At 68.7% G+C, this 22152-nt stretch carries 23 protein-coding genes and 1 pseudogene; 10 read left to right on the top strand and 14 right to left on the bottom strand.

The annotated features are described in order from the left end of the window. The first annotated feature begins 102 nt into the window (after positions 1-102). Positions 103-834, top strand: coding sequence for a Crp/Fnr family transcriptional regulator (locus QTI17_RS23055; RefSeq protein ID WP_286535879.1), 732 nt, complete (start codon positions 103-105; stop codon positions 832-834). Here QTI17_RS23055 and QTI17_RS23050 read toward each other — a convergent pair. From QTI17_RS23050 to QTI17_RS23030, 5 genes are all read right to left on the bottom strand, one after another. Then, positions 828-2873, bottom strand: a complete 2046-nt coding sequence (locus QTI17_RS23050; protein ID WP_286535878.1) for a PAS domain S-box protein — start codon at positions 2871-2873, stop codon at positions 828-830. The genes QTI17_RS23055 and QTI17_RS23050 overlap by 7 nt on opposite strands. After that, complete coding sequence (locus tag QTI17_RS23045) at positions 2873-3601, bottom strand: winged helix-turn-helix domain-containing protein (RefSeq protein WP_286535877.1); 729 nt, start codon at positions 3599-3601, stop codon at positions 2873-2875. The genes QTI17_RS23050 and QTI17_RS23045 overlap by 1 nt, the downstream gene beginning before the upstream one ends. A 63-nt stretch (positions 3602-3664) precedes the next feature. Continuing rightward, positions 3665-4039: a TraR/DksA family transcriptional regulator gene (locus tag QTI17_RS23040; RefSeq protein WP_286535876.1), complete on the bottom strand. Its 375-nt coding sequence runs from the start codon at positions 4037-4039 to the stop codon at positions 3665-3667. Beyond that, positions 4036-5070 (bottom strand): zinc-dependent alcohol dehydrogenase family protein, encoded by a 1035-nt coding sequence (locus QTI17_RS23035; RefSeq protein WP_353506724.1) that lies wholly within the window; start codon positions 5068-5070, stop codon positions 4036-4038. Before QTI17_RS23035 ends, QTI17_RS23040 begins: the two co-directional genes overlap by 4 nt. 14 nt (positions 5071-5084) lie before the next feature. Further along, positions 5085-5744 (bottom strand): BON domain-containing protein, encoded by a 660-nt coding sequence (locus QTI17_RS23030; RefSeq protein WP_286535872.1) that lies wholly within the window; start codon positions 5742-5744, stop codon positions 5085-5087. A gap of 164 nt (positions 5745-5908) precedes the next feature. Here QTI17_RS23030 and QTI17_RS23025 point away from each other — a divergent pair, with 164 nt between their 5' ends. Further along, on the top strand, positions 5909-6751 hold the full coding sequence (locus QTI17_RS23025) for a universal stress protein (RefSeq protein ID WP_286535870.1): 843 nt from the start codon (positions 5909-5911) through the stop codon (positions 6749-6751). Positions 6752-6759: 8 nt separating this feature from the next. On the opposite strand, the gene QTI17_RS23020 is transcribed toward QTI17_RS23025, so the two are convergent. Next, positions 6760-8202 carry a trypsin-like peptidase domain-containing protein gene (locus QTI17_RS23020; protein ID WP_286535869.1) on the bottom strand — a complete coding sequence of 481 codons (1443 nt, stop codon included), beginning with the start codon at positions 8200-8202 and terminating at the stop codon, positions 6760-6762. 3 nt (positions 8203-8205) lie between these two features. Further along, entirely contained in the window at positions 8206-8733 is a 528-nt protein-coding gene (locus QTI17_RS23015; protein WP_286535867.1) for a flavodoxin family protein, read from the bottom strand. Between the two features lie 203 nt (positions 8734-8936). On the opposite strand from QTI17_RS23015, the gene QTI17_RS23010 reads away from it, so the two are divergent. Together QTI17_RS23010 and QTI17_RS23005 are read left to right on the top strand one after the other, a co-directional pair. Beyond that, complete coding sequence (locus tag QTI17_RS23010; protein WP_286535866.1) at positions 8937-9758, top strand: universal stress protein; 822 nt, start codon at positions 8937-8939, stop codon at positions 9756-9758. Between the two features lie 13 nt (positions 9759-9771). Then, positions 9772-12144, top strand: coding sequence for a phosphoketolase family protein (locus QTI17_RS23005; protein ID WP_286535865.1), 2373 nt, complete (start codon positions 9772-9774; stop codon positions 12142-12144). Positions 12145-12169: 25 nt separating this feature from the next. On the opposite strand, the gene QTI17_RS23000 is transcribed toward QTI17_RS23005, so the two are convergent. The 6 genes and pseudogenes from QTI17_RS23000 to QTI17_RS22975 all read right to left on the bottom strand — a co-directional run bounded on the left by QTI17_RS23000 (position 12170) and on the right by QTI17_RS22975 (position 17251). Further along, positions 12170-12301 (bottom strand): hypothetical protein, encoded by a 132-nt coding sequence (locus tag QTI17_RS23000; RefSeq protein WP_286535863.1) that lies wholly within the window; start codon positions 12299-12301, stop codon positions 12170-12172. 94 nt (positions 12302-12395) lie between these two features. Further along, a pseudogene (locus QTI17_RS35075) lies at positions 12396-12740 on the bottom strand (ATP-binding cassette domain-containing protein); the annotation flags it as partial. Between the two features lie 128 nt (positions 12741-12868). Then, positions 12869-14101, bottom strand: a complete 1233-nt coding sequence (locus tag QTI17_RS22990) for an ABC transporter permease (RefSeq protein ID WP_286535861.1) — start codon at positions 14099-14101, stop codon at positions 12869-12871. Between the two features lie 5 nt (positions 14102-14106). Then, positions 14107-15162: an efflux RND transporter periplasmic adaptor subunit gene (locus tag QTI17_RS22985; RefSeq protein ID WP_286535860.1), complete on the bottom strand. Its 1056-nt coding sequence runs from the start codon at positions 15160-15162 to the stop codon at positions 14107-14109. A gap of 208 nt (positions 15163-15370) precedes the next feature. Next, entirely contained in the window at positions 15371-16198 is an 828-nt protein-coding gene (locus QTI17_RS22980) for a universal stress protein (protein WP_286535859.1), read from the bottom strand. Positions 16199-16369: 171 nt separating this feature from the next. Further along, positions 16370-17251 carry an MBL fold metallo-hydrolase gene (locus QTI17_RS22975; protein WP_286535858.1) on the bottom strand — a complete coding sequence of 294 codons (882 nt, stop codon included), beginning with the start codon at positions 17249-17251 and terminating at the stop codon, positions 16370-16372. Between the two features lie 85 nt (positions 17252-17336). Between QTI17_RS22975 and QTI17_RS22970 the strand changes: the two genes are divergently transcribed. From QTI17_RS22970 to QTI17_RS22950, 5 genes are all read left to right on the top strand, one after another. Further along, positions 17337-17660 (top strand): ArsR/SmtB family transcription factor, encoded by a 324-nt coding sequence (locus tag QTI17_RS22970; RefSeq protein WP_286535857.1) that lies wholly within the window; start codon positions 17337-17339, stop codon positions 17658-17660. Continuing rightward, a complete protein-coding gene (locus tag QTI17_RS22965) occupies positions 17660-18094 on the top strand; it encodes a YeeE/YedE family protein (RefSeq protein ID WP_286535855.1) in 435 nt (144 codons plus the stop codon). The genes QTI17_RS22970 and QTI17_RS22965 overlap by 1 nt, the downstream gene beginning before the upstream one ends. A 10-nt stretch (positions 18095-18104) precedes the next feature. Then, a complete protein-coding gene (locus QTI17_RS22960) occupies positions 18105-18545 on the top strand; it encodes a YeeE/YedE family protein (RefSeq protein WP_286535854.1) in 441 nt (146 codons plus the stop codon). Positions 18546-18698: 153 nt separating this feature from the next. Further along, complete coding sequence (locus tag QTI17_RS22955) at positions 18699-19211, top strand: universal stress protein (protein ID WP_286535853.1); 513 nt, start codon at positions 18699-18701, stop codon at positions 19209-19211. 46 nt (positions 19212-19257) lie between these two features. After that, complete coding sequence (locus QTI17_RS22950; RefSeq protein ID WP_286535852.1) at positions 19258-20775, top strand: bifunctional aminoglycoside phosphotransferase/ATP-binding protein; 1518 nt, start codon at positions 19258-19260, stop codon at positions 20773-20775. An 8-nt stretch (positions 20776-20783) separates the two neighbouring features. Here QTI17_RS22950 and QTI17_RS22945 read toward each other — a convergent pair whose 3' ends face one another. After that, positions 20784-21308: a universal stress protein gene (locus tag QTI17_RS22945; protein WP_286535850.1), complete on the bottom strand. Its 525-nt coding sequence runs from the start codon at positions 21306-21308 to the stop codon at positions 20784-20786. A gap of 135 nt (positions 21309-21443) precedes the next feature. Between QTI17_RS22945 and QTI17_RS22940 the strand changes: the two genes are divergently transcribed. Next, positions 21444-21866, top strand: a complete 423-nt coding sequence (locus tag QTI17_RS22940) for a universal stress protein (protein ID WP_286535848.1) — start codon at positions 21444-21446, stop codon at positions 21864-21866. The last annotated feature ends 286 nt before the right edge of the window (positions 21867-22152 follow it).

Below are 22152 nucleotides of genomic sequence, written 5' to 3'. Positions count from 1 at the left end.
ACGAAGCATTCACCCGCTGTTACCGAGACCGCCGTGGCGTTGGCGCATCTGTTGCACGCGCTTCCTAAGCTCTGGTCCATCGATCTTCGAGGAGAACCAGTGATGACTGAAGTGACGAACACCCCGAATCGCCCGGTATCTGTCGTCGGTCGCATCGCCGACACCCTGCAGCTGCTGCAGGACAGCATGCCCATCCAGCGGCGTATCGTCCGCGCCGGCGACTCGGTGTACCAGGTGGGCCAAGCGTTCGGCTGCCTCTATATCGTGAACTCCGGCTACTTCAAGATGGTCAACCTCTCGGGCGAGGGTCGCGAGCAGGTGGTCGGCCTCTATTTCAAGGGCGACTGGCTGGGGCTGGACGGCATCGCCACATCGCACTACGCCTGCGACGCGGTGGCCATGGACACCGGGGAGGTCTGGGCCATTCGCTACGATGCGCTGATCCAGGCCGCCGTGCGGACGCCCGCGCTGCTCACCTTGCTGCACGAGGCCATGAGCCGCGAACTGACCCGTGAGCACGACTCGATGCTGTCGCTGTGCACGCTGCCCGCCGATGCGCGCGTGGCGGGTTTCCTTCGCTACTGGACCGACGCGCTGGCCCAGCGCGGCCAGCGCACCGACCAGATCACCCTGCGCATGACCCGGGCCGAGATCGGCAACTACCTCGGCATGACCCTCGAAAGCGTCAGCCGGGCGCTGTCGCGCCTGGCACGCGGGGACGTGATCCGGTTCACGGAGAAGGGCCGGCGCGACATCCATATCCCGCAGGTCGAGGCGCTCACCGCCTTCATCCAAGGAGCGACGGTCGCGCCGATGGCGGGCGCGCTTCACTGAGCCGATTCGAGAGCCCGGGCGATGGCCTGCTCGAGGTCGGCCCGCGTGAAGGGCTTGCGAAGCAGTTCGCGGCCCCGTGGCTCGCCCGGCAGTTCGCTGGAATAGCCGGACATCAGCAGCACCCGAAGCCCGGGCCGCAGCGCGATCGCCGCATCCGCCAGCTCGGTGCCGCGCAGGCCCGGGCCGAGCAGGATGTCCGTCAGCAGCAACCCGACGGGCTGGTCCGTCGCCAGCATTCGAAGGGCCGCCTCGGCATCGGCGCAGGCGGTGACATCGAACGCCATCGCGTCGAGAAACCTCGCGACCACCTTGCGAACTTCGGGGTCGTCTTCCACCAGCAGGACGCGCAGTCCCTCCGGCACATGGCTGGCACCGCGTTCGAGGCCGTCAAGGGCGAGGCCGTCATCGTCCGCTCGCGGCAGGAAGATCGTGACGGTGGCTCCTTGCCCCAGGGTGCTCGCGAGGCTCACGGCGCCGTGCGACTGCCTGGCAAAGCCGTAGACCGTCGACAGGCCGAGTCCGGTGCCGCGGCCGCTCTCCTTGGTCGTGAAGAAGGGCTCGAAGGCGCGGGCCTTGATGGCTTCAGGCATGCCGAGCCCGGTGTCCGTGATGGCGATCGACGCGAATCCATGCGATGGCGAATCGCCCGGCTGGGCGTCCAGGCCGTCCGGCAACGCCGCCACGGCCCGGCAGCTGAATGACAGGGTCCCGCCTTGCGGCATGGCGTCGCGTGCGTTGATGGCCACGTTGAGCAGGGCGGACTCGAGCTGCCCGGGGTCCGCCACGCAAAGCACTTCGTGCGCATCGAGGGTGATGCCGATGCGCTGGTCCAGCGTGCGCCGAAGCATGTTCGTCAGGGACTCCAGCAGCGCGGCGACGTCGACGATCGTCGGCTGGAGCATCTGGCGGCGGGAAAACGCGAGCAGCTTTCCCGTCAGTTCGGCGCCGCGCCGCGTGGCCCGGGCGGCGGCGCCGACGACCTGCTGCACCAGGGGATCGCGAGCGTAGGCCGGTGCATCTTCGAGCACCTGGAGGTTGCCCGAGATCACCGTGAGCAGGTTGTTGAAATCGTGCGCCACGCCGCCGGTCAACTGGCCGACGCTCTCGAGCCGCTGGGCGTGGTTGAGCGCGTCTTCGCTGCTCTCGCGCTGCATCACCGTGGCGAGCATGCTCGACAGCGACTCCAGGAAGCGGACTTCGTCGTCGCCGAAGCGTTTCAGCGCGCGCGAGCGAACGGCGAGCGTTCCGATGGTGCGGCCCCGGTCCGCCAACGGCACCGAGAGTTCGCACACCAGGCCGGCCTCGACGTAGTGCGACGGAACCTGAAAACGCTGCTCCTGCGCGTAGTCGCTCAGGAGCACGGGCTCGCCGTGCGCCACCACGTGGCCGGAGGGAGATCCGGGCTCGTTGGGGACCCTGTCGCCGATGGCTTCCTGGGGCAGCAGTCCCACGCCGGCGACGATCCGGAAGTGCGTGCCGTCCGGCTCGAGCAACAGGATCTTGGCCTGTTCGACCTCCAGGGCTTCCGCCACGATGGTGGGAACGAGGTCGATCAGCTTCTTCGAATCGCGGGCGTCGACGGCATGCCGGCCGAACTGGGCCAGGCATTCGGCATAGCGGGCGCGCTGCAAGGCCTGCTTCACGCGCGGGTAGGCGCCGACGCCGCGGATCGCGGCCACGACGTAGGGCAGGCCGTGGTCCTGCAACGGACTCAGCGCGATCTCGACCATGACCTCGCTGCCGTCGCGCCGCTTGGCGACCAGGTCCATCTGAGTGCCCATCGGTCGGGGACGCGGATGGTCGGCGTAGGCCTTGCGATAGGCCGCGTGGCGCGGACGGATGGCGTCGGGCACCAGCGCATCCACCGGCAGGCCGATCAACTCGGCCTCGGCATAGCCCAGCAGTTCCAGCGCAGCGGGATTGGCAAGGCGGATCACCCCTTGCTCGTCGATCAGGAGGAGCGCGTCGGGGTAGGCGAGAAAGAGCGATCGAAACACCGCCCCGTCGTCGAATCCCGAGGCAGCGAGCGGGGCCGGCATCAGGCCGCCTCGACCTTGGGGACGAGGATATAGCCGGCGCCACGGACCGACTTGATGATCTGCGGCGTCTCGGGGTCGGCCTCGATCTTCCGGCGCAGGCGCCCGATCTGCACGTCGATCGTGCGGTCGAAGGGCCCCCCGTCGCGGCCGCGCGTGTGTTCGAGCAGGAAGTCGCGCGACAGCACCCGCCCGGGATGGGTCGCCAGGGTGTTCAGAAGGTCGAATTCGCCCGTGGTCAGCGCCACTTCCTGGCCCTTGGGGTCCAGCAGCCGTCGCGCGGCGGTGTCGAGCTCCCACTGTGCGAAGCGCAGCATCGTGACGGGCGCAGCCGTGGCACGGGCCGGCGGCGCGTCGGAAGGTGCGATGCGGCGCAGCACCGCCTTGATGCGCGCCACCAGTTCCCGCAGGTCGAAAGGCTTGGTGACGTAGTCGTCGGCGCCCACTTCCAGCCCGACCACCTTGTCGACCGCGTCACCCCGTCCGGTGACGATGACCAGGCCGCATCGCCAGTGTTCGCGCAGCTGGCGAGCGATGGCAAAGCCGTCTTCGCCCGGGAGGCCCAGGTCGAGCAGCACCAGCGCCGGCGCGTCGCTCGCCATCAGTTCGATGAGCGCCGCGCCGGTGTGGACCTGGCTGACTCGAAAGCCTTGGCCCGCCAGGTAGCTGGCAAGGAGCTGCGTGATGTCCGCTTCGTCGTCGAGGACGGCAAGGTGGGTGGGGCTGGTCACCGGGCCATATTAGCCTTGGACCCGGCCGGATCGCAACAGCGCAGCCACCGACCCGCATGCGCGTCAGTGACGACGCTTCGCTTCGGTCCTGGTCTGGCAGGCGGCGCAGCGTATCGCCGTGGGCTGGGCGAGCAGCCTCTCGAGGGGAATCTCCTCGTTGCAGTCGACGCACAGGCCATAGAGCCCGGTCGCCAGGCGCTGCTGCGCCTGCTCGACTTCGAGCAGGGTGTTCCGGTCCACCTCGATCTCGGCGAAACGTACGTCGTCCAGCCGTTCGACCTCGGCGTCGTCGGCATGGCTGTGGACCTCGTGCTCCCCGGCGAGCACGCCGCCCTGGGGCGGCGCGCCGGCCGCCGCGAGCTCGTTCAGCACCTCGCGCTTTCGCGCCTGGAGTCGCCGGGCGAGATCTTCGAGGTCTGAGGGATTGAGGTGTTTCATGGGCTTCGGTCCTTCGGTTGATTCGATCGATGCGCCGGCGCCGGCGGCACGAGCACCGCCGCACCCTGGAGGCGGCCCGCCCGCAGGTCCGCGATCGCCTCGTTCGCCCGGTCCAGCGCATAGGTCGTGATGTGGACCTTCGGCGGATCCGCCCGCACGACCTGGAGGAACTCGCGCGCATCGGCGCGCGTGAGGTTGGCCACCGAGACGAGCTGGCGCTCTTCCCACAGCAGCCGGTACGGGAAGGCGGGGATGTCCGTCATGTGGATGCCGCCACAGACCACCCGGCCCCCTTTTCGTACCGCTTTCAAGGCCAACGGCACCAGCTCGCCCGCGGGCGCGAAGATGATCGCGGCGTCCAGCGCGCGCGGTGGCTGCGCGTCGGCACTGCCGGCCCATGCGGCGCCGAGGCTGAGCGCGAAGGCCTGGCTCGCCGCATCGCCGGCGCGCGTGAAGGCGTGGACCGTCCGGCCCTGGGCCACCGCGACCTGGGTGACCAGGTGCGCGGCGGCGCCGAAACCGTAGATGCCCAACTGGCGGGCGTCGTCGCCGGCGGCCTTCAGGCTGCGCCAGCCGATCAGGCCGGCGCAGAGCAGGGGCGCGATCCGGGCCGGCTCCTGGGCGAGGTCAGCCAGCGGCAGGCAGAAATCGGCCTCGGCCAGCACGTGGGTCGCGAAGCCGCCGTCGCGGTGATAACCCGTGAAGCGCGGCGTGTCGCACAGGTTCTCGCGACCGGCGCCGCAGAAGGCGCAGTGGCCGCAGCTGTGGCCGAGCCAGGGGACGCCGACATGGTCTCCGACGGCCAGCGACCGGACGCCCGCACCCAGCGCCTCGACCTCGCCGACGATTTCATGGCCAGGGACGATGGGCAGCACGGAGAGCGGCAGGTCGCCGTCGATCACGTGCAGGTCGGTGCGGCAGACGGCGCAGGCCAGCACGCGAAGTCGAACCTCGCCGGAGGCGGGCTCGGGCACCGGGCGCTGCGTCATCTGCAGCGGCTGCTTCGGCCCATGAAGAACCATCGCCTGCATCATGGCGTGTGCGATCAGGCCTCGACGAGAAGATTGTTCACGACCTTCGCCACGCCCGGTGCCGACCACGCGGCCCCTTGCGCGGCCCTGCGTTCCGCCCACGACTTGACCGTACCCCGGAGCGTGACCTGGGCGCCTTCGACCAGGATCTGGATGTGCCTGGCCTCGCGATCGGCCTGTCGCTTCAGCGCATCGCTGATCTTCCGCTCGACGTCGACCGCCGTGAACCGGCCCTTGACCTCGACCATGTTGGTGACGCCCCTGACGCCCATCAGATGGCGCACGGCGACCTCGGCCGCCCGGCGCTGGTAAGCCCATTCCACGCCGCCGCTCAGCGTGATCCAGCCGCCCTCCACCATCGGGTGGACCGCATCGTCCGGCACGAGCACGTTCCATTCGAGGGCGTTCTCCGCCGCCTTGGCGATGTCGGCGTCGGTGCGTTCGCTGGCGGCCGGAAGCCGGACCGACATCTCGACGGCCAGCGCCTTGACACCCTTGACCCGCTGCACGGCCCGCTCGATGGCATGCTTCTGCGAATGGCTGGACGCATGCCCGCTCAGCGTGACGACGCCATCCTTGACGACCACGCCGATGTCGGTGGCATTCATCGTGATCGCAGGATCGAAGTTCAGCTCGGCGACGATATCGCTTCGCAGCATGGCATCGGACTTCATGAAGACTCCTTCGTCGATGGACGCTTCACTGTAGGGAATGCGGGCCCCTGGGGACTTGCGCTGGATCAAGTGCCAGTCCGGCGCGGCGCCCTTGATGGAAATCAAGGTGTCCGGTCGCGGCACGCCCGAAGATCGCCATTCGTCTCCATTCGCCTGGAACCGTCATGAAACTCGGAACGATCCTGGTCCATCTTGACTATTCGGAGCACTGTGCCGCTCGTGTGGGCATCGCTGCGACCCTGGCCAGGCAGCACGGCAGCCATCTGATCGGCCTGGTGCCCACCGGTCTCTACGACGGCGTCATTCCCGCCGAGGCCATTGCGGGAAAGGACACCGATTTCATCGCCGCGTCGGCCGACTTCCTGCGGGTGCGCGCCGAAGGCATCGCCCACACCTTCAGGAAGCTGATCGAGGGTGCGCCGTCGATATCGTCCGAGGTTCGCCTGGTGGATCAACCCTCGGTCGATGCGGTCGTCCTGCACGGACGCACCAGCGACCTGGTCGTCGTCGGCCAGTCCCAGCCTGGCGACACGGACACGACGACGGCCCGCGACCTGCCGGAGCAGGTCGTCCTGCATGCGGGCCGCCCGGTGCTGGTGCTGCCTCGCGCGAAGTGCGCTCGCGAACTCGGCAAGAACGTGCTGGTCGCGTGGGACGGCAGCCGCGAGGCCGCCATCGCATTGCGCGATGCGCTGCCGCTGCTCTCGAAGGCCGCCAGCGTTGCGCTGGTGTCGTGGCGCGCAGGCGCCGCGCCGGTCGACGACAGCGACCTGCGGATCCCTCAGATCCTTGCCTGGCTCCGGCGACACGGCATCGAGGCGAAGGCCGTCCAGCATGTGGCTTCCGAGGGACTCGCCGATGCGCTGCTGTCTCATGCCGCGCAGAAGCAAGCGGGATTGGTCGTGATGGGCGGCTACGGCCACACCCGCATCCGCGAGCTGGTGCTGGGCAGTGTGACGCGAGGGGTCTTCGAGCGCATGGATGTGCCGATCCTGATGGCGCATTGAATGCCGCGCTATGGCATGGCCGGTGCCGAAGGCAGTTGAACCGCCACATAGGCCAGCCGCCGATCGCGCATGACGAGCAGGGCGAGGGTCTGGCCGGGCGGTGTGTTCGACAGGGTGCGGCTGAAGTCCGCGACGCGGTTCATCGGCGCGTCGTTGACCGCCACGATGAGGTCGCCCGCACGAATGCCCTCGCTGCGTGCCAGCCCGGCGGCGTCGCGCACCATCAGGCCGCCCTCGACGCCCAGCTGGCGGTATTGCGCGGGGCTCAGTTCGCCCAAGGTCAGCCCGACGCCGTCACCCCAATCCGGCGCGAGCCCGGACGGCAGCGCGGTTCTCTGCGCTCGATGCTGGGCGAGCGTCACCGAAATCGTCTGCCTGGCGCCATGCCGCCAGACGTCGAGGTCGACCCGGCTGCCGGGGCGGTCCTTGGCGACCCGCTGCAACAGATCGGTGAAGTGCCCGATGGCCACGCCGTCGTACGCCGTGACGACATCGCCTCGGCGCAGGCCGGCGCGGGCGGCGGGACCGGTGCCGTCGATCCGCACCACCAGCGCTCCGAACGGTTTCCCGGCAAGGCCGAAGGAACGCGCCAGCGCCGGCGTGACTTCCTGGAATTCGGCGCCCATCTCCGCCCGCCGGACTTCCCCGTTTGCCCGCAGCTGCTTGGCGACCTCGGCCGCCAGGTTGATCGGCACCGCGAAGGACAAGCCCATGTAGCCGCCGCTGCCGCTGTAGATCAACGAGTTGATGGCGACCACTTCGCCGCGGCTGTTGAAGAGCGGACTGCCCGAACTGCCGGGATTGATGGCCACGTCCGTCTGGATGAAAGGGATTTCCCCGGCGCCGCCGATGAGGCGGTTCACGGCGCTCACCACGCCGGCTGTCACGCTGCCCTGGAAACCGAAGGGCGCTCCGATCGCCGCGACCCAGTCGCCGGGCGCGAGTCGCGAGGAGTCCCCGAGGGCTGCCGGCGTCAGGCCGGTCGCTTCGATGACCAGCAAGCCGACGTCCGAACGCGGGTCGGTGCCGAGCACCCGGGCCTGGAAGCGCCTTCCGTCGTCGAGCCGCACCTGGGCTTCGTCGACGCCGGCGATCACGTGGGCGCTGGTCAGGATCACGCCGTCGCTGCTGAGGATGACGCCGGACGCGAGATCGCGAATCTGGCTGATGCGCGCGCTCGTGGGAAGCGGCCAGGCGAGCCTGTCGGCGAAGTCGCTCTCCGGAGCGAACTCGAGCTCGCCGTCTCCGGGGCTTTCATCGCGCCCGATCCGGAGCGTGCTGATCTCGACGACGCTGGCGCTGCGGCTCGCCACGAGGGACGAGAACGAAGGGGTCGAGCGCCAACGCAGCGCGATCGGTCCGGTCGTCATCGCCGGATCGGAGCTGCAGGCACCCAGCAGGCAGGTGAGACCCACCGCGGCCGCGCCCCATCCGATGGGAGCGGGCTTCACGCTTCAGACCGCCTGCGGCGACAAGGTCGCAGGACGCACCACCCCCTTCGAGTCCTTCGCCGCCCTGACTGCCGTACCGAAGGCCTCCAGCCGGGCGGCGTAGCTGCCGTCATCGACCTCGCGCTGGGTGAAGCTGGCGCTCAGCAGAGGCGCCTTGCCGACCCGCTGGGCGATCTCGGCGGCGGCGTTGGGCGCGCCCTGGCCTCCCATGACCGATATCACGGCCATATCGGGCATATGATCCCGCCGCTTGGCCACGAAGCTGCGCATCGGGCCGGCCAGTTGCAGCGCCCAGATGGGCGACACCAGCACTACCGCGTCGAAGTCGCGCGGCAGCGGGCCGTCGTAGCCGATGTCCGGCCGGAGCTTGAACAGTGATTCGACCACGCAGCGCAGGCTGCCGAGCACGCCTCGGCGAGGCCGTGCGTCCACGATCTCCGCCTTGGGCCAGTCTTGCTGGCTGCACAAGAGTTCGGCCACCCGGCGCGATGTGCCGGTGTAGGAATAGAAAACCACGAGGACTTTGCTCATCGACCTCTCCGCTTGGTACATCGAGCCACCAATATAGAAACAGCGAGTCGCCGTGGACTTGCGCTGAATCAAGGCGGATGGAAGACGGACGCAAGGAAAAGTCGCTTCGCGCCGTCGGCGCCTGGTTTGACGCCGCGCAAGGGCGCCCGGCCTCGCGCGCGATAACTTGGGTCATTCGTTCACCGCCGTCCACGGAGCGCCTCATGCAGACACCCAAGTCCATCCTTCTTCATCTCGACAGTTCGCCGCGCGCCGCGGAGCGCGTCGAGCTCGCGCGTCAGGTCGCCGAGGCCTTCGAGGCCGAAGTGACCGCCCAGCCGTGCACCCTGTCGGCACTGCTGCGCTATCCCTATGCACTGGAAGCCGCGGCCGAGGCGGTGGCGATCATGCAGTCCCTCGATCGGGATTCGCGCGACAAGGCGCATGCGACCTTCATGAGCGCCGCGGCAGGGTCGAGGCGCCTGCACTGGACCGAGCCGATGGCCGACGCGCCGTGGGCCTTCGCCCGTCGGGCCCTCTATGCCGACCTGCTGATCCTCGGGCAGCCCGACCCGGATGATCCCAATGCGGGAGAGCTGCCATCAAATTTCGTCTCCAGCGTGCTGGTCGAGAGCGGCCGCCCTGCGCTGCTGGTGCCGTATGCGGGGCCGGTCGGCACCATCGGCCGGCGGGTGCTGATCGGCTGGAAGGAGACGGCCGAGGCCGCGCGCGCAGTGTCCGCCGCCTTGCCCTGGCTCGCTCGTGCGCAGGCCGTGCAGGCGATCAGCTATGGCGAGGATGCCGATGCCTCCTTGCGGAGCCTGCATGCCTATCTCAAGGCGCAGGGGGTGGAAACAGAGGTGCACTCGGGCGGCCCGGAGGAGGGCGAGGCCGGGGAAAAACTTCTCTCGGCAGCCGCCGACATGAGCGCGGACCTGCTCGTGATGGGCTGCTACGGCCACAGCCGGGCGCGCGAGTGGGTGCTCGGCGGCGCCACCCGGTCGCTGCTGCGATCGATGACCCTGCCCGTGCTGATGTCGCATTGAAGCGAGCGCGACCATGACGCTTCCCGCCCATCCGCGTTCGCAGCCCGAGGACTTCGCCCTGCTCGACGCCTGGTGGCGCGCCGCGAACTACCTCTCGGCCGGGCAGATCTACTTGACCGGCAACCCGTTGCTGAGCGAGCCGCTGTCGTTGGCGCACATCAAGCCGCGCCTGCTCGGCCACTGGGGCACGACGCCAGGGCTGAACTTCATCTACGCCCACATGAACCGCGCGATCAAGGCGAGGGATCTCGACGCGATCTTCATTGCCGGCCCCGGGCACGGCGGGCCCGGCGTGGTGGCCAACAGCTGGCTCGAAGGGACCTACAGCGAGGTGTATCCGGCCATCGGTCGCGACGCCGACGGCTTGCGCCGGCTGTTCACGCAGTTCTCGTTTCCGGGCGGCATATCGAGCCATGCAGGTCCGGAAACCCCGGGCTCCCTCCACGAAGGCGGCGAACTGGGGTACTCGCTGCTGCACGCCTACGGCGCCGTCTTCGACAACCCCGACCTGCTGGCCTGCTGCGTGGTCGGCGACGGCGAGGCCGAGACCGGCCCGCTGGCGGCGAGCTGGCATTCCAACAAGTTCCTGAATCCGGCGAGCGACGGCGCGGTGCTGCCCATCCTGCACCTCAATGGCTACAAGATCGCCGGCCCGACGGTGCTCGCCAGAATCGGCGATGAAGAACTGACTCTGCTGTTGCGCGGCTACGGCTACGAGCCGCGGATCGTCGCGGGCCACGAGCCCGGACTGATGCATCGGTTGATGGCCGGCGCGCTCGACGCGTCGCTCGACGCGATCCGTGCGATCCAGGACGAAGCCCGCTGCGATGGCTTCGGCCGCCGTCATCGCTGGCCGATGATCGTGCTGCGATCGCCCAAGGGCTGGACCGGCCCGCGCGAGGTCGATGGCGTGCCGGTCGAGGGAACGCAGCGCGCGCACCAGGTGCCCTTGAGCGGCTTTGCGGACCACCCTGCGCACGTGGGGCTGCTGGAAGACTGGCTGCGCAGCTACCGTCCCGAGGAGCTGTTCGACGCCGACGGCAGGCTGCACCCCGAACTCGCCGAACTCGCGCCCGTCGGCCCGCGCCGGATGAGTGCCAATCCGCACGCCAACGGCGGCTTGTTGCTCAAGGACCTGCGCATGCCCGACTTCCGGCGCTACGCCGTGGCGGTGCCCGCCCCCGGCGCGGCCACCGCGGAGGCCACGCGCGTCGCCGGTGCGATGCTGCGCGACGTCATGGCGCTCAATGCGCGGGACCGCAACTTCCGAGTCATGGGCCCCGACGAGACCTCGTCCAACCGGCTGGACGCTCTCTTCGAGGTCACCGGCCGCACCTCGACCGCGGAGATCCTGCCCGGGGACGATCATGTGTCGCCCGACGGCCGCGTCATGGAGGTGCTGAGCGAGCACCTGTGCCAGGGCTGGCTCGAAGGCTACCTGCTCAGCGGCCGCCACGGGCTGTTCTCGTGCTACGAGGCCTTCATCCACATCGTCGACTCGATGTTCAACCAGCACGCGAAGTGGCTCAAGGTGTCGGGCCAGATCCCGTGGCGGCGACCCATCGCGTCGCTCAACTACCTGCTGACCAGCCATGTCTGGCGCCAGGACCACAACGGCTTCAGCCACCAGGACCCGGGTTTCATCGACCATGTGGTGAACAAGAAGGCCGGGGTGGTGCGCGTCTATCTGCCGCCCGATGCCAATTCGCTGTTGTCCGTGCTCGATCACTGCCTGCGCAGCCGCCACTATGTCAACGTGATCGTGGCCGGGAAGCAGCCTCAATCGCAGTGGCTGGACATGGAAGCGGCCGTGCGGCATTGCAGCGTCGGCCTCGGCATCTGGCCCTGGGCCAGCAATGACCAGGGCGTGGAGCCCGACGTTGTCATGGCCTGCGCGGGCGACGTCCCGACGCTCGAGACGCTGGCCGCGGTCGACCTGCTGCGCCGGGAGCTGCCGGAGCTGAAGGTCCGGGTCGTCAACGTGGTCGACCTCATGACGCTGCAGTCGCCCTCGGCCCACCCGCACGGGCTCCCCGATGCGGAGTTCGATTCGATCTTCACGGCCGACAAGCCGGTGATCTTCGCCTACCACGGCTACCCATGGCTGATCCACCGGCTGACCTACAAGCGCACGAACCACGGCAGCTTCCATGTCCACGGCTACCAGGAAGAGGGCACGACCACCACGCCCTTCGACATGACCGTGCTGAACCGGCTGGACCGCTTCCACCTCGCGGCCGATGCCATCGACCGCGTGGCGCGTCTCCGCGACAGGGCGGGCCACCTGCAACAGGCGCTGCGTGATCGCCTGCAGGCGCACCGGGCGTGGATCACGACGCATGGCGAGGACATGCCGGAGATCCGCGACTGGCGCTGGACCGCTTGAGCGCGGTCGCGCATCAGCGCACGCGCTACGGTCGCCAGTCCATGTCGATGCGGCCGTCGACGATGCCGATGCGCCGGTCCGACGCCGCGGCGAAGGAGGCGTCGTGGGTGACGGCCACCACGCTCTTGTCCGACTCGCGGGTCAGGTCGCGGAGCATGTCGCGCACGTTGGCGCTGGCGGCCGAGTCCAGATTGCGTCGGTTCGTCGGCGAGGATGACGAGCGGATCGTTGGCCAGCGCGCGGGCGATCGCCACCCGTTGGCGCTGGCCGCCGGACAACTGGCTGGGACGCTTGTGATGGTGGCCCTGCAGGCCGAAGCGGTCCAGCAGCTCCGCGGCGCGGGCATCGATCGCGTCGGCGCGGAGCCGTCCCAGCTTGCGGATCGGGAGGGAGACGTTGTCGAGCGCGCTGAATTCCGGCAGCAGGAAGTGGAACTGGAAGACATAGCCAAGCCGCGACAAGCGGAAGTCCGCCAGCCGGTCGTCGTCGAAGCCGCTGGTGTCCTGGCCGTCGACCCAGACACGTCCGGTGGTGGGCAGGTCCAGCAGGCCGAGCAGGTAGAGCAGCGATGACTTGCCCGAGCCTGAGGGGCCCATCACGCAGACGAACTCGCCACGCTCGATCTGCAGGCTGACGTCGTCGACCAGCGTCACGGGGATTTCGCCATGAAGCGTGCGGGTCACGTGCTCGACCTGGATCACCGGGCCGGCAGGAGGGGCGGTACTCATGTGGCGCCCCGCAGGATGTCGACCGGCCGCAAGCGTCCCGCGCGCCGGGCCGGGAGATACGAGGCCGTCAGGCACGACAGCATCGCGAAAGCGACCGCCATCGCGAACTGCGTGCCGCCCCAGAAGATCGGCAGATGCACGACCTCGGTCACGCCGGGCGGGCGGATCTCGACCTGGGCCAGCGTCTGCATCAGCGCGAGGCCCAGCACGCTCCCGCTGAAGCCGACGATCGCACCCTCGAGAAGGAAGATGCGCCGCAGGTCGCGAGGGTGGAAGCCCATCGACTTCATGATCGCGATGTCGCGGGTCTTCTCCATCACGATGGTCGAGATCGTGTTGTACATACCGAACGCCGCCACCACCAGGATCGCCGCGACGACGCTGTACATGATGATGTTGCGTACCAGCAGCAGGCTCAGCAGGTCTTCGGAGGCCTCGATCCACGACACCGACTTGTAGCCCGTGGCGGCCTCGATCGTTTGCGCCAGGGTTTGCGCCGCGTAAGGGTCCGACAGCTGGATGATCACCCGATTGACCCGGTTCACGCGGCCCAGCAGCGCCTGCGCACGCTTGAGCAGCACGAAGGCCTGGTTCTCGTCGTAGGCGGCGTTGCCGGTGCGGAAGATGCCGACCACGCGCAGCGAACGGCTGCTGCCGTCGGCCGCGAGCACCACCAGCGTACTGCCCGTATGCAGGCTGAACTTGTCGGCAAGCCCGCGGCCGATCACCACGCCGTTGGGGTCCGCTGCGAGCGCGTCGAGCGAGCCCTCCTGCATCTTTTCCTCGATCGTGGTGACATGCTTCATCTTTTCGGGCACCACGCCCGAGAGCGTCACGCCTTGCTGGCGGCCGGCGAAGGTGATCACGGCGGCATCGGCCAGCACGGGCGCCGCGCGCACGCCCGGCAGCGCTTCGACGAAGGCCAGCCGCTGGCGCCAGCCGCGGATGCCCCGGGTCTCGCGAAGGGGGCGCACATTGCGCACGGCGACGGCACCCTCCGGCCATTGCAGGGCAGCCGGCTGCACGCGGCCCTGGCGCACCTCGTCGTAGACGGTGATGTGCGGGCTGCTGTCGACGAGGCGCTTCAAGAAGTCCGCCTCCGAGCCCCGCATCAGCCCGGAGACCGCCAGAAAGAAGGCCACCCCCAGCACCACGCCTGTGACCGAGACCAGCGTTTGGCGCTTGCGGCTCGTCAGGTGCGCCAGCGCGATGTCGAGGGTGATCGCCATGACGATCACCGGCGGGCGACAGGCGTGTCCGGGGCCAGCCCGGGGGAAGGGGCGTCGGTGCGGGCGCGCTGGCCGTCGCGCAGCTTGTCGGTCGGGGAGAGCACCACCGCGTCGCCGTCGCTCAAGCCCGACAGGATCTCCGTGCGATCGGCGCCGACCGTGCCCCGCACGACCTGCCGCCGGTGCAGCCGCCCGTTCACCACCAGCCACACGCTGTCGCCCTTGATCGAACCGTTCGGAACCAGCAGGGCACCGTCGCGCCTCGACACGATCAGGTTGGCGTCCATGGTCATGCCGCTGCGCATGGGGCCGGCATCGACCGGGGGCGCTCCCGCGAGCCGGATGCGCACCCGGTAGCTGCGCGACACCGGGTCGCCCTTGGGCGTGATCTCGGCCACGGTGCCCTCGAACAGCTGGCGCGGCAAGGCGTCGCTGCGCATCGTGACCGCCTGGCCGACGGAGACGCGGGCGATGTCTTCCTCGTCCACTTCGGCCGATACGCGCAGCGGGGCGCAGCAGGCCAGCGTGAACACCGCCTGCCCGGAGGGCACGAACTGGCCCGCCTCGCCGTCGCGGCGGATCACGACCCCGTCCGCCGGCGCGACGAGCTGGTTGTAGTCGCGCTGGGCTTGCGCGCGGCGGGTGGCGGCCTGGGCCGCCTGCCATTCGCTGCGCACGCGGTCGAATTCCGCCGGCGCGACGAAGCGCTGCTCGATCAGCGACCGTGTGCGCTCGAACTGAGCCCGTGCGAGCTGCTCACGCGCCCGCATCTCCTCGATGGTCTGGTCGAGATCGGTCGACTCGACGCGGGCCAGGACTTGCGCGCGCCTGACCTGCTGGCCCTCCTCGGCCTCGATGCTCACCAGCCGCCCGCCGGTGCGCGGCGACACCGGCATCAGCACCGTGGGCTCGACCGTGCCGGTGGCATAGACCGCCTCGATCGCGGGTCCGCGCGTGGGCAGCGCGGTGTCCACATGGACGGGCCACTGCCACCAGGCCGTGCCGGCTGCCGCGAGCAAAAGGGCACCCAGGCCAGAGAAGATGACGTTTCCGTGCTTCAAGACGCACCTTCCCTGCTGCCTGCCTTGCGTTTCGGCCGACCCGTCATCGGAGCGCCGCTCAGTCCAGCGTCACCATCGCGACGACGGCTTTGACCACGAGCCACAGCACCGCGGCACCCACGAGCCCGAGCGCGGCGACGATTCCGACTTTGCGCATCATGGAAAGGCTCCATCGGTGCGGGCGTGGCTCGTCGTGCAGGCGCGGCACTCAGTGGGCCATCAGAACGGGCAGCGTCATCGAATCCAGCACGGTCCGGCTCACGCCGCCCAGCAGCAGCTCGCGCGCCCGGCTGTGGCCGTAGCAGCCCATGACGAGCAGGTCCGCGCCGCATTCCGCGGCGGTCGACAGCAGCGCCTCGCCGGCATGGTCCTGCGGAAGCCTTGCGTGCTCGTGCACCCGCTCGATGCCATGCAGGTACAGGTAGTCGCGGACCTTCAAGGACAGGGGCTGCGATTCGTCGCCTTCTTCTTCGATCAGATGCACGTGCCGTGCGCTCTGCAGGAAGGGGATCGCCGCGGCGAGCGCGCGCGCACATTCGCGGGTGGGCTTCCACGCCAGCAGGACGATGTCCGGCGAACTCGCAAGCTCGCCGGAAAAAGGGACGACCAGTGCCGGACGGCCGCTGCCGATCACGATCGATTCGACGAAGCCGGCGGGCACGTCGAAGCCGTTCGCGTCATCGGCATCGCGCTGGCCGAGGAACACGAGGTCCGCCAGGAGCGCCTGCCGGGTGAAGGTCTCGACCACCGGTTCGCCGGTCAGCTCGAGCCATTCGCAGGGCGCGTCCGACACGGCGCACGCCTCCTGGCAGGTTTCCATGGCGCGGCGGCGGTGCTCGGCATCGATCGGATCACCCGGCGGCAACGGCGGAAGGCCGGGCCCGACGGGCAGCAGCGCAAGGTGGTTCGGCGCCACGGCGAACAGGGCGCTGACACGGGCGCGCCACGCAAGCGCGAGCCGCAGTGCGAGATGGAGGCGGGCGGCGGCGCGGGTGGTGCCGTCCAGGTGCACCAGGAGGGATCGATACGCGGTCATGGCGTTCCCCGTGTGCGAAGAAGTTGGAGCCTTTGTGTGCAATTTTTGAAGCGACGCTGGCGCGACGTGCCGGCGTGGGCTTCAGTGTCACTCTAGGGCGCCTGGCCGGAACTGCCTTGCGCTGGATCAAGCGCGCGCAATGCCGGATGTCAGCGGCCCCGCGCGCCGGCGTCATCCGCCGTGCGCGGGCAGTGCGTTCAAGGGAATGCGCAGGTAGGCGATGCCGTTGTCGTCAGGCGGCGGCAGTTGCCCGCCCCGCACGTTGACCTGGATCGACGGGAGGATGAGGGTCGGCATGTCGAGCGTCGCGTCGCGCGCGGTGCGCATCGCGACGAACGCGTCCTCGCCGATGCCGTCGCGGGCGTGGATGTTGCCGGCGCGCTGCTCGGCCACGGTGGTTTCCCACCGGGGCTGGCGGGAGGCCGGCGGGTAGTCGTGACAGACATACATCGTCGTCTCGGGCGGCAGGTCGAGCAGCCTTCGCATCGAGCGGTAGAGCTGACGCGCGTCGCCGCCGGGGAAGTCGGCGCGCGCGCTGCCCAGGTCGGGCATGAAGAGCGTGTCGCCGACGAAGACCGCGCCGTCGATCAGGTAGGCCATGTCGGCGGGGGTGTGGCCGGGCACCAGCAGCGCGGTGGCCTCGATGTCGCCGATCCTGAAGGTCTCGCCGTCCTTGAACAAGTGGTCGAACTGGCTGCCATCGGGCAGGAAGCCGGGCTCGAGGTTGAACAGCTTCTTGAAGGTCGATTGAACGAGGCGGATGTTCTCGCCGATGGCAATCCGCCCGCCCGCCTGGGCCTGCACATGCCGGGCCCCGGACAGATGGTCGGCGTGCGCGTGGGTTTCGAGGATCCAGTCGACCTGCAGGCCGTTGTCGCGGACATGGGCGAGCAGCCGGTCGGCCGATCGGGTGCTGGTGCGGCCCGACCTGAAATCGTAGTCCAGCACCGGATCGATGACCGCGGCGCGGCGGGTGGCCGGGTCCCACACGACATAGGAAATGGTCCATGTCTGGGGGTCGAAAAAGCCTTGGGTGGTGGCTCGGTTTGCCATGACGGTCGCTCCGGGTTGCGTATCAATATGTTGACAAATATTATATAAAAACAAATAATATTTCAACCGAAAGGAAAAGCTGTTCATGAAACGTGCACTGCCTGTCATCGACCCTGAAGCCCTGCGCGGTGCCGCAAGCCAGGCTGTCGGCGCGCTCAAGTTGCTCGCCAACGAAGACCGGCTGCTGCTGCTCTGCCAGCTGTCACAAGGCGAGATGTGCGTGAGCGACCTGGAAGAGGCACTGGGGATTCATCAGCCGACGCTGTCGCAACAGTTGGGCGTGCTGCGCGGGGAGGGCGTGGTTCAGACCCGCCGCGAGGGTCGGACCATCTTCTACCGCGTGTCCGACCCGGCGATGCTTGAGATCCTTTCGCTTCTCTATCGCCTGTACTGCCCGAAGGAAGCCTGATGACCATCGACTGGAACCACTTCACGCCGCTTGCCGCATTGGGCGGCGGTGTTCTGATCGGCATCGCCGCGGCGATGTTCGTGCTGCTCAACGGGCGCATCGCCGGCATCAGCGGGGTGCTCGGCGGACTGCTCCGGCTTGTCGCCGGCGACGTGGCATGGCGTGTGGCCTTTGTCCTGGGCTTGATCGGCGCGCCGCTGGCGTATGCCGTGTTCGCTGCCGTGCCCGAGCCCCGGATCGACGCCGGCTACGGCGCGTTGGTGCTCGCAGGTCTGCTCGTGGGCGCAGGCACCCGCTACGGTGCCGGCTGCACCAGCGGTCATGGCGTGTGCGGCCTGTCCCGCCTGTCACCGCGCTCGCTCGTCGCGACGGCGGCCTTCATGGGCGCCGGATTCGTGACGGTGTTCGTGATTCGCCACCTGCTCGGAATCTGAGGTTTTCGCCATGCTCATCGCTCTCGCTTCGCTGCTCTCCGGGCTGGTCTTCGGCCTGGGCCTGATCGTTTCCGGGATGGCCAATCCGGCCAAGGTGCTCGGCTTCCTCGATCTGGCTGGCCACTGGGATCCGTCGCTGGCGTTCGTGATGGCAGGAGCCATCGCCGTGGGCACGGTGGCTTTCATGGTTGCGAACCGGCGTGCCGCCTCGCTGCTCGGCGCCCCGATGCGGCTGCCTTCGTCGCGCCTCATCGACCGCCGCCTGGTCGGCGGCAGCCTGCTGTTCGGCGTTGGCTGGGGCATCGCCGGCTTCTGCCCAGGGCCGGCGCTGGTGTCGCTCGGCATGGGCGAGGTCAAGGCGGTGGTCTTCATCGCCGCGATGCTGGCGGGCATGGCGCTGTTCGAGTTGCTCGAACTGCGCCGGCGCGCGCCAGCATCCCGAACCGCCTGAGCCTGAGCGGGCCTGGCGCCTATTGGATCTTCAGGGTCCGGCTTGCGGAGCCTTCGCGCTTGTCATGTCGATCACGACTTGCGCTGCATCAACTCGCGGGTGCGCAGCGCGCCAATACTCCGAGGCCTCGATCCACTTTCGAAGGAGGTCCCCATGTACCAGCGAATCCTCGTTCCCATCGATGGCAGTTCGACCTCGAACCACGGCCTCGGCGAAGCGATCCGCATCGCGAAACTGACGCAGGGGCGGATTCGCCTGTTCCACGTGATCGACGATCTTTCGTTCGCGTTGGCGCTCGGCAGCGAACCGCGCCATGCGGACGACCTTCTGAAGCAGCTGCGCAGCGAGGGCTCGCGGATCCTGGGCGAGGCGCAGGCCACCGTCCAGGCCGCCGGGGTCGATGTGGATACTCGCCTCGGCGACAACTTTCCCGGCTCGGTGCAGGACAAGGTCGCGGCCGAGGCCTTGGACTGGGGAGCCGAACTGATCGTGCTCGGCACCCACGGGCGGCGCGGAGCGGCGCGGCTGGTTCTGGGAAGCGGCGCGGAGCGCATCCTTCGGCAGGCGCCCGTGCCCGTCCTGCTGGTCCGCGCACCCGCCGGCAAGGATGCCGCTGCCGAATTGCTGCAAGCGAGCGCGTCCGCGGCCGCGATGGCGGCCGCCTGAAGTGGAATCCTCTCACACCGCCTTCCAGCCCGCGGACCGTACGCTGGTGACCGCGCTGCAGCAACACCTGCAGGCAGAAGCTGGCTTGGCGGTGTCGCTGATTGAAACCCACATCTCCTGGGTGCTGCTGACCGACCGCCTGGCCTACAAGCTGAAGAAGCCGGTGGGCCTGCCGTTTGTCGACTTCCGCACGCTGGCGGCACGCAAGCATTTCTGCGAAGAAGAATTGCGGCTCAACCGCCGGCTTGCGCCCGAGATCTACATCGACGTGACGGCGGTGTGCGGGACGCCCGATGCCCCGCACCTGGGCGCCGGCGAGCCGATCGACTATGTGGTCCGCATGAGGCGCTTTCCGGAGGCTTCCCTGCTGCGCAATCTGCTCCTGGACGGCCGGCTCCGGATCGACCAACTGGCGCGCTTCGCGCAGCGCCTGGCCCAGTTCCACGACCGGGCGGCCGCAGCCGCGCTCTCCTCGGCATTCGGTACACCCGAGCAAGTCCTTCGGACGATGAAGACCGCGCTTGCGGGCCTGTCCGGCGAGCCTGTTGCCGGACCGCTGGCGGCCTTGCGGGCCTGGGTGGAGGCACAGGGAAGCGCGCTATGGACCGCCTGGGCCGAACGGCACTGCAAGCGCTTCGTGCGTGAATGCCACGGCGATCTTCACTTGTCCAACGTGGTGCTCATCGACGACGAGCTGACGGCCTTCGATTGCATCGAGTTCGATCCGGCGCTGCGCTGGATCGACGTCATCAGCGACGTCGCCTTTCTCTCGATGGACTTCAAGGCCCACGGCCGCGAGGACCTCGCGTTCCGCTTGCTCGATGTCTATCTGCAGCACAGCGGAGACTATGCCGCCATCCCGGTGCTGCGGGCCTACGAGGTCTATCGCGCGCTGGTGCGCGCCATGGTGGCGAGGCTTAGGGATCGGGAGTGCGGGGAGCGCGCGACGGCGGCCGGCCCCGACTATCTTGCCTGCGCGGCGGGCCTCGCCGCTCAGGCCGGCCGACCTGCAGCGCGACTGATGATCACGCATGGCCTGTCGGGGTCCGGAAAAACGACGATCGCGACCGAAGTGCTCGCGTCGGCCGGGGCGATACGCATCCGGTCCGACGTCGAGCGCAAGCGGCTCTTCGGCATGCAACCCCTGAGCCGATCCACGGATCAGGGCCATGACATCTATACGCCCGAGGCGACCCGGCGCACCTTCGATCGGCTGTGGGCCTGCGCCAGGACGGCACTGCAGGCCGGCTATCCGGTGATTGTGGATGCCGCGTTCCTGCGCCGGGACGAGAGGCTGGCGTTCCGCGCCCTGGCCGGCGAACTGGGCGTGCCTTTCGCGATCCTCCATTGCGAAGCGACCGCGGCGCAGTTGCGCGAGCGGGTCGCGGCCCGCCAATCCAGCGGGACCGACGCGTCCGAGGCGACCCTGCCGGTGCTGGAGCGGCAACTGGCGACGCACGAGCCGCTCGACGAGGCGGAGCGTGCGACGGCGTTCCACGTGGTGAGCGACGCGTCGCTGAAGATCGCGCCGCTGGTGGACCGCTGGCTCGCGCTGAAGCGTTGACGGGGCGCCTATTCGAACGACAGCGCCGCGGAGGGCAGATCCACCTTCGTTGACTCGCCCGGGGATTCGGTCTTCGCCTTGGATTCGGCCGGCGCGCGCACCAGCAGCACCGGCACGGTGGCGTAGCGCAGGATGTTCTCGGCGCTGCTTCCCATCACCACCCTGCCGACCCCGCGCCGGCCGTGGGTGCCGAGGACGATCAGGTCGGCGGGCCAGCTGGCGGCCTCGGTCGTGACCTGTTCGTGCACCGACCCCGAGAAGGTGTCGCGCAACGCGATGTCGGCGTCGACGCCCGCGGCCTGCGCCGTGGCCTTGCATTTCTCGAGGAGGGTCCGGCCCTGCTCGCGCAAGGTGTCGAGCCAGTCGCCCGCATAGCCCGCATAGGCATCCATGGCAAGGGCGAAGGACAGTTCATCGATCACGTGCAGCAGCCGCAATTGGCCGTGGGTGAGCTGGGCGATGCGGATCGCTTCGTCGAGCCCGCGCTCCGATGTCGGACTGCCATCGACGGGTACAAGAATTCGTTGATACATGTCAGGCCCTTCTGAAATCCAGTGATGAGGGCCTCAGTATCCGGACATTGCACGTCGGAGATTTGATCTGGCGCAACTCCGCCCGCTCGCTGGCATCGAACATCGGGGACCCCAGAACTTTCTCCGGAGTGCACCATGAAGATTCTTCTTGCCGTCGACGGCAGCGACTACACGAAGCGAATGATTTCCTACCTCGGAGCGCACAGGGACCTGTGGGTGACGGGGCATGCGTTCACGGTGCTGCACATCGTCCTGCCCGTCCCGCACCGGGCCGCGGCTTTCGCCGGGCCGGACATCGTGCACGCCTACTACGAGGACGATGCCCGCGTCGTTCTCGAGCCCGTACGGGCGCAGCTGGCCGAGCAGGGGATCGCCGCGGAGGTGGTCCACAAGGTGGGCCACCCGGCGGACGAGATAGCGTCCTATGCGGAAAAGGGCAAGTTCGACCTCCTGGTGATGGGATCGCACGGGGTGGGCGCGTTGAAGAACCTGGTGTTGGGCTCGGTCGCCACCAAGGTGCTGGCGAAATGCACGGTACCGGTACTGCTGGTGCGTTGACATGAAGACGTTCATGTTCATCGCCGCGACTCTGCTGGCGACCTTGATCCTGGTCGCTGCCGGACTGGGGGAGGCGAACCAGGGGCCATCGATCGGATGGGTCGGGGTATCGCAACGATGAGGATTCAGCCGGGCATGTCCGGGGCATCAGGGCAATGACGGCCGGCGGCTATTCGAAGGGCGTTGCCTTCCTCACGACCGACTCGGCCGCTTCCACGCCGCCCGCCTCGTCATCGCGTGACGCGCTCTCGATCGAAGGCTCCGGCAGCTCGTTCGGCCGCTCGAT

Source organism: Variovorax sp. J31P179, from assembly GCF_030316985.1.
In the GTDB taxonomy this organism is placed as follows: Bacteria; Pseudomonadota; Gammaproteobacteria; order Burkholderiales; family Burkholderiaceae_C; genus Variovorax; species Variovorax ginsengisoli_B.
The sequence above is the reverse complement of the archived record's forward strand: the minus strand, read 5'-3'. Positions and strand labels throughout refer to the sequence as shown.

What these genes read in the sequence shown, in the direction of transcription:
- QTI17_RS23055 (WP_286535879.1), top strand. Translation starts at nt 103, where the DNA reads ATGACTGAAGTGACGAACACCCCGAATCGCCCGGTATCTGTCGTCGGT.
- QTI17_RS23050 (WP_286535878.1), bottom strand. Translation starts at nt 2,873, where the DNA reads ATGCCGGCCCCGCTCGCTGCCTCGGGATTCGACGACGGGGCGGTGTTT.
- QTI17_RS23040 (WP_286535876.1), bottom strand. Translation starts at nt 4,039, where the DNA reads ATGAAACACCTCAATCCCTCAGACCTCGAAGATCTCGCCCGGCGACTC.
- QTI17_RS23035 (WP_353506724.1), bottom strand. Translation starts at nt 5,070, where the DNA reads ATGCAGGCGATGGTTCTTCATGGGCCGAAGCAGCCGCTGCAGATGACG.
- QTI17_RS23030 (WP_286535872.1), bottom strand. Translation starts at nt 5,744, where the DNA reads ATGAAGTCCGATGCCATGCTGCGAAGCGATATCGTCGCCGAGCTGAAC.
- QTI17_RS23025 (WP_286535870.1), top strand. Translation starts at nt 5,909, where the DNA reads ATGAAACTCGGAACGATCCTGGTCCATCTTGACTATTCGGAGCACTGT.
- QTI17_RS23015 (WP_286535867.1), bottom strand. Translation starts at nt 8,733, where the DNA reads ATGAGCAAAGTCCTCGTGGTTTTCTATTCCTACACCGGCACATCGCGC.
- QTI17_RS23010 (WP_286535866.1), top strand. Translation starts at nt 8,937, where the DNA reads ATGCAGACACCCAAGTCCATCCTTCTTCATCTCGACAGTTCGCCGCGC.
- QTI17_RS23005 (WP_286535865.1), top strand. Translation starts at nt 9,772, where the DNA reads ATGACGCTTCCCGCCCATCCGCGTTCGCAGCCCGAGGACTTCGCCCTG.
- QTI17_RS23000 (WP_286535863.1), bottom strand. Translation starts at nt 12,301, where the DNA reads ATGCTCCGCGACCTGACCCGCGAGTCGGACAAGAGCGTGGTGGCCGTC.
- QTI17_RS22990 (WP_286535861.1), bottom strand. Translation starts at nt 14,101, where the DNA reads ATGGCGATCACCCTCGACATCGCGCTGGCGCACCTGACGAGCCGCAAG.
- QTI17_RS22980 (WP_286535859.1), bottom strand. Translation starts at nt 16,198, where the DNA reads ATGACCGCGTATCGATCCCTCCTGGTGCACCTGGACGGCACCACCCGC.
- QTI17_RS22975 (WP_286535858.1), bottom strand. Translation starts at nt 17,251, where the DNA reads ATGGCAAACCGAGCCACCACCCAAGGCTTTTTCGACCCCCAGACATGG.
- QTI17_RS22970 (WP_286535857.1), top strand. Translation starts at nt 17,337, where the DNA reads ATGAAACGTGCACTGCCTGTCATCGACCCTGAAGCCCTGCGCGGTGCC.
- QTI17_RS22965 (WP_286535855.1), top strand. Translation starts at nt 17,660, where the DNA reads ATGACCATCGACTGGAACCACTTCACGCCGCTTGCCGCATTGGGCGGC.
- QTI17_RS22960 (WP_286535854.1), top strand. Translation starts at nt 18,105, where the DNA reads ATGCTCATCGCTCTCGCTTCGCTGCTCTCCGGGCTGGTCTTCGGCCTG.
- QTI17_RS22955 (WP_286535853.1), top strand. Translation starts at nt 18,699, where the DNA reads ATGTACCAGCGAATCCTCGTTCCCATCGATGGCAGTTCGACCTCGAAC.
- QTI17_RS22945 (WP_286535850.1), bottom strand. Translation starts at nt 21,308, where the DNA reads ATGTATCAACGAATTCTTGTACCCGTCGATGGCAGTCCGACATCGGAG.
- QTI17_RS22940 (WP_286535848.1), top strand. Translation starts at nt 21,444, where the DNA reads ATGAAGATTCTTCTTGCCGTCGACGGCAGCGACTACACGAAGCGAATG.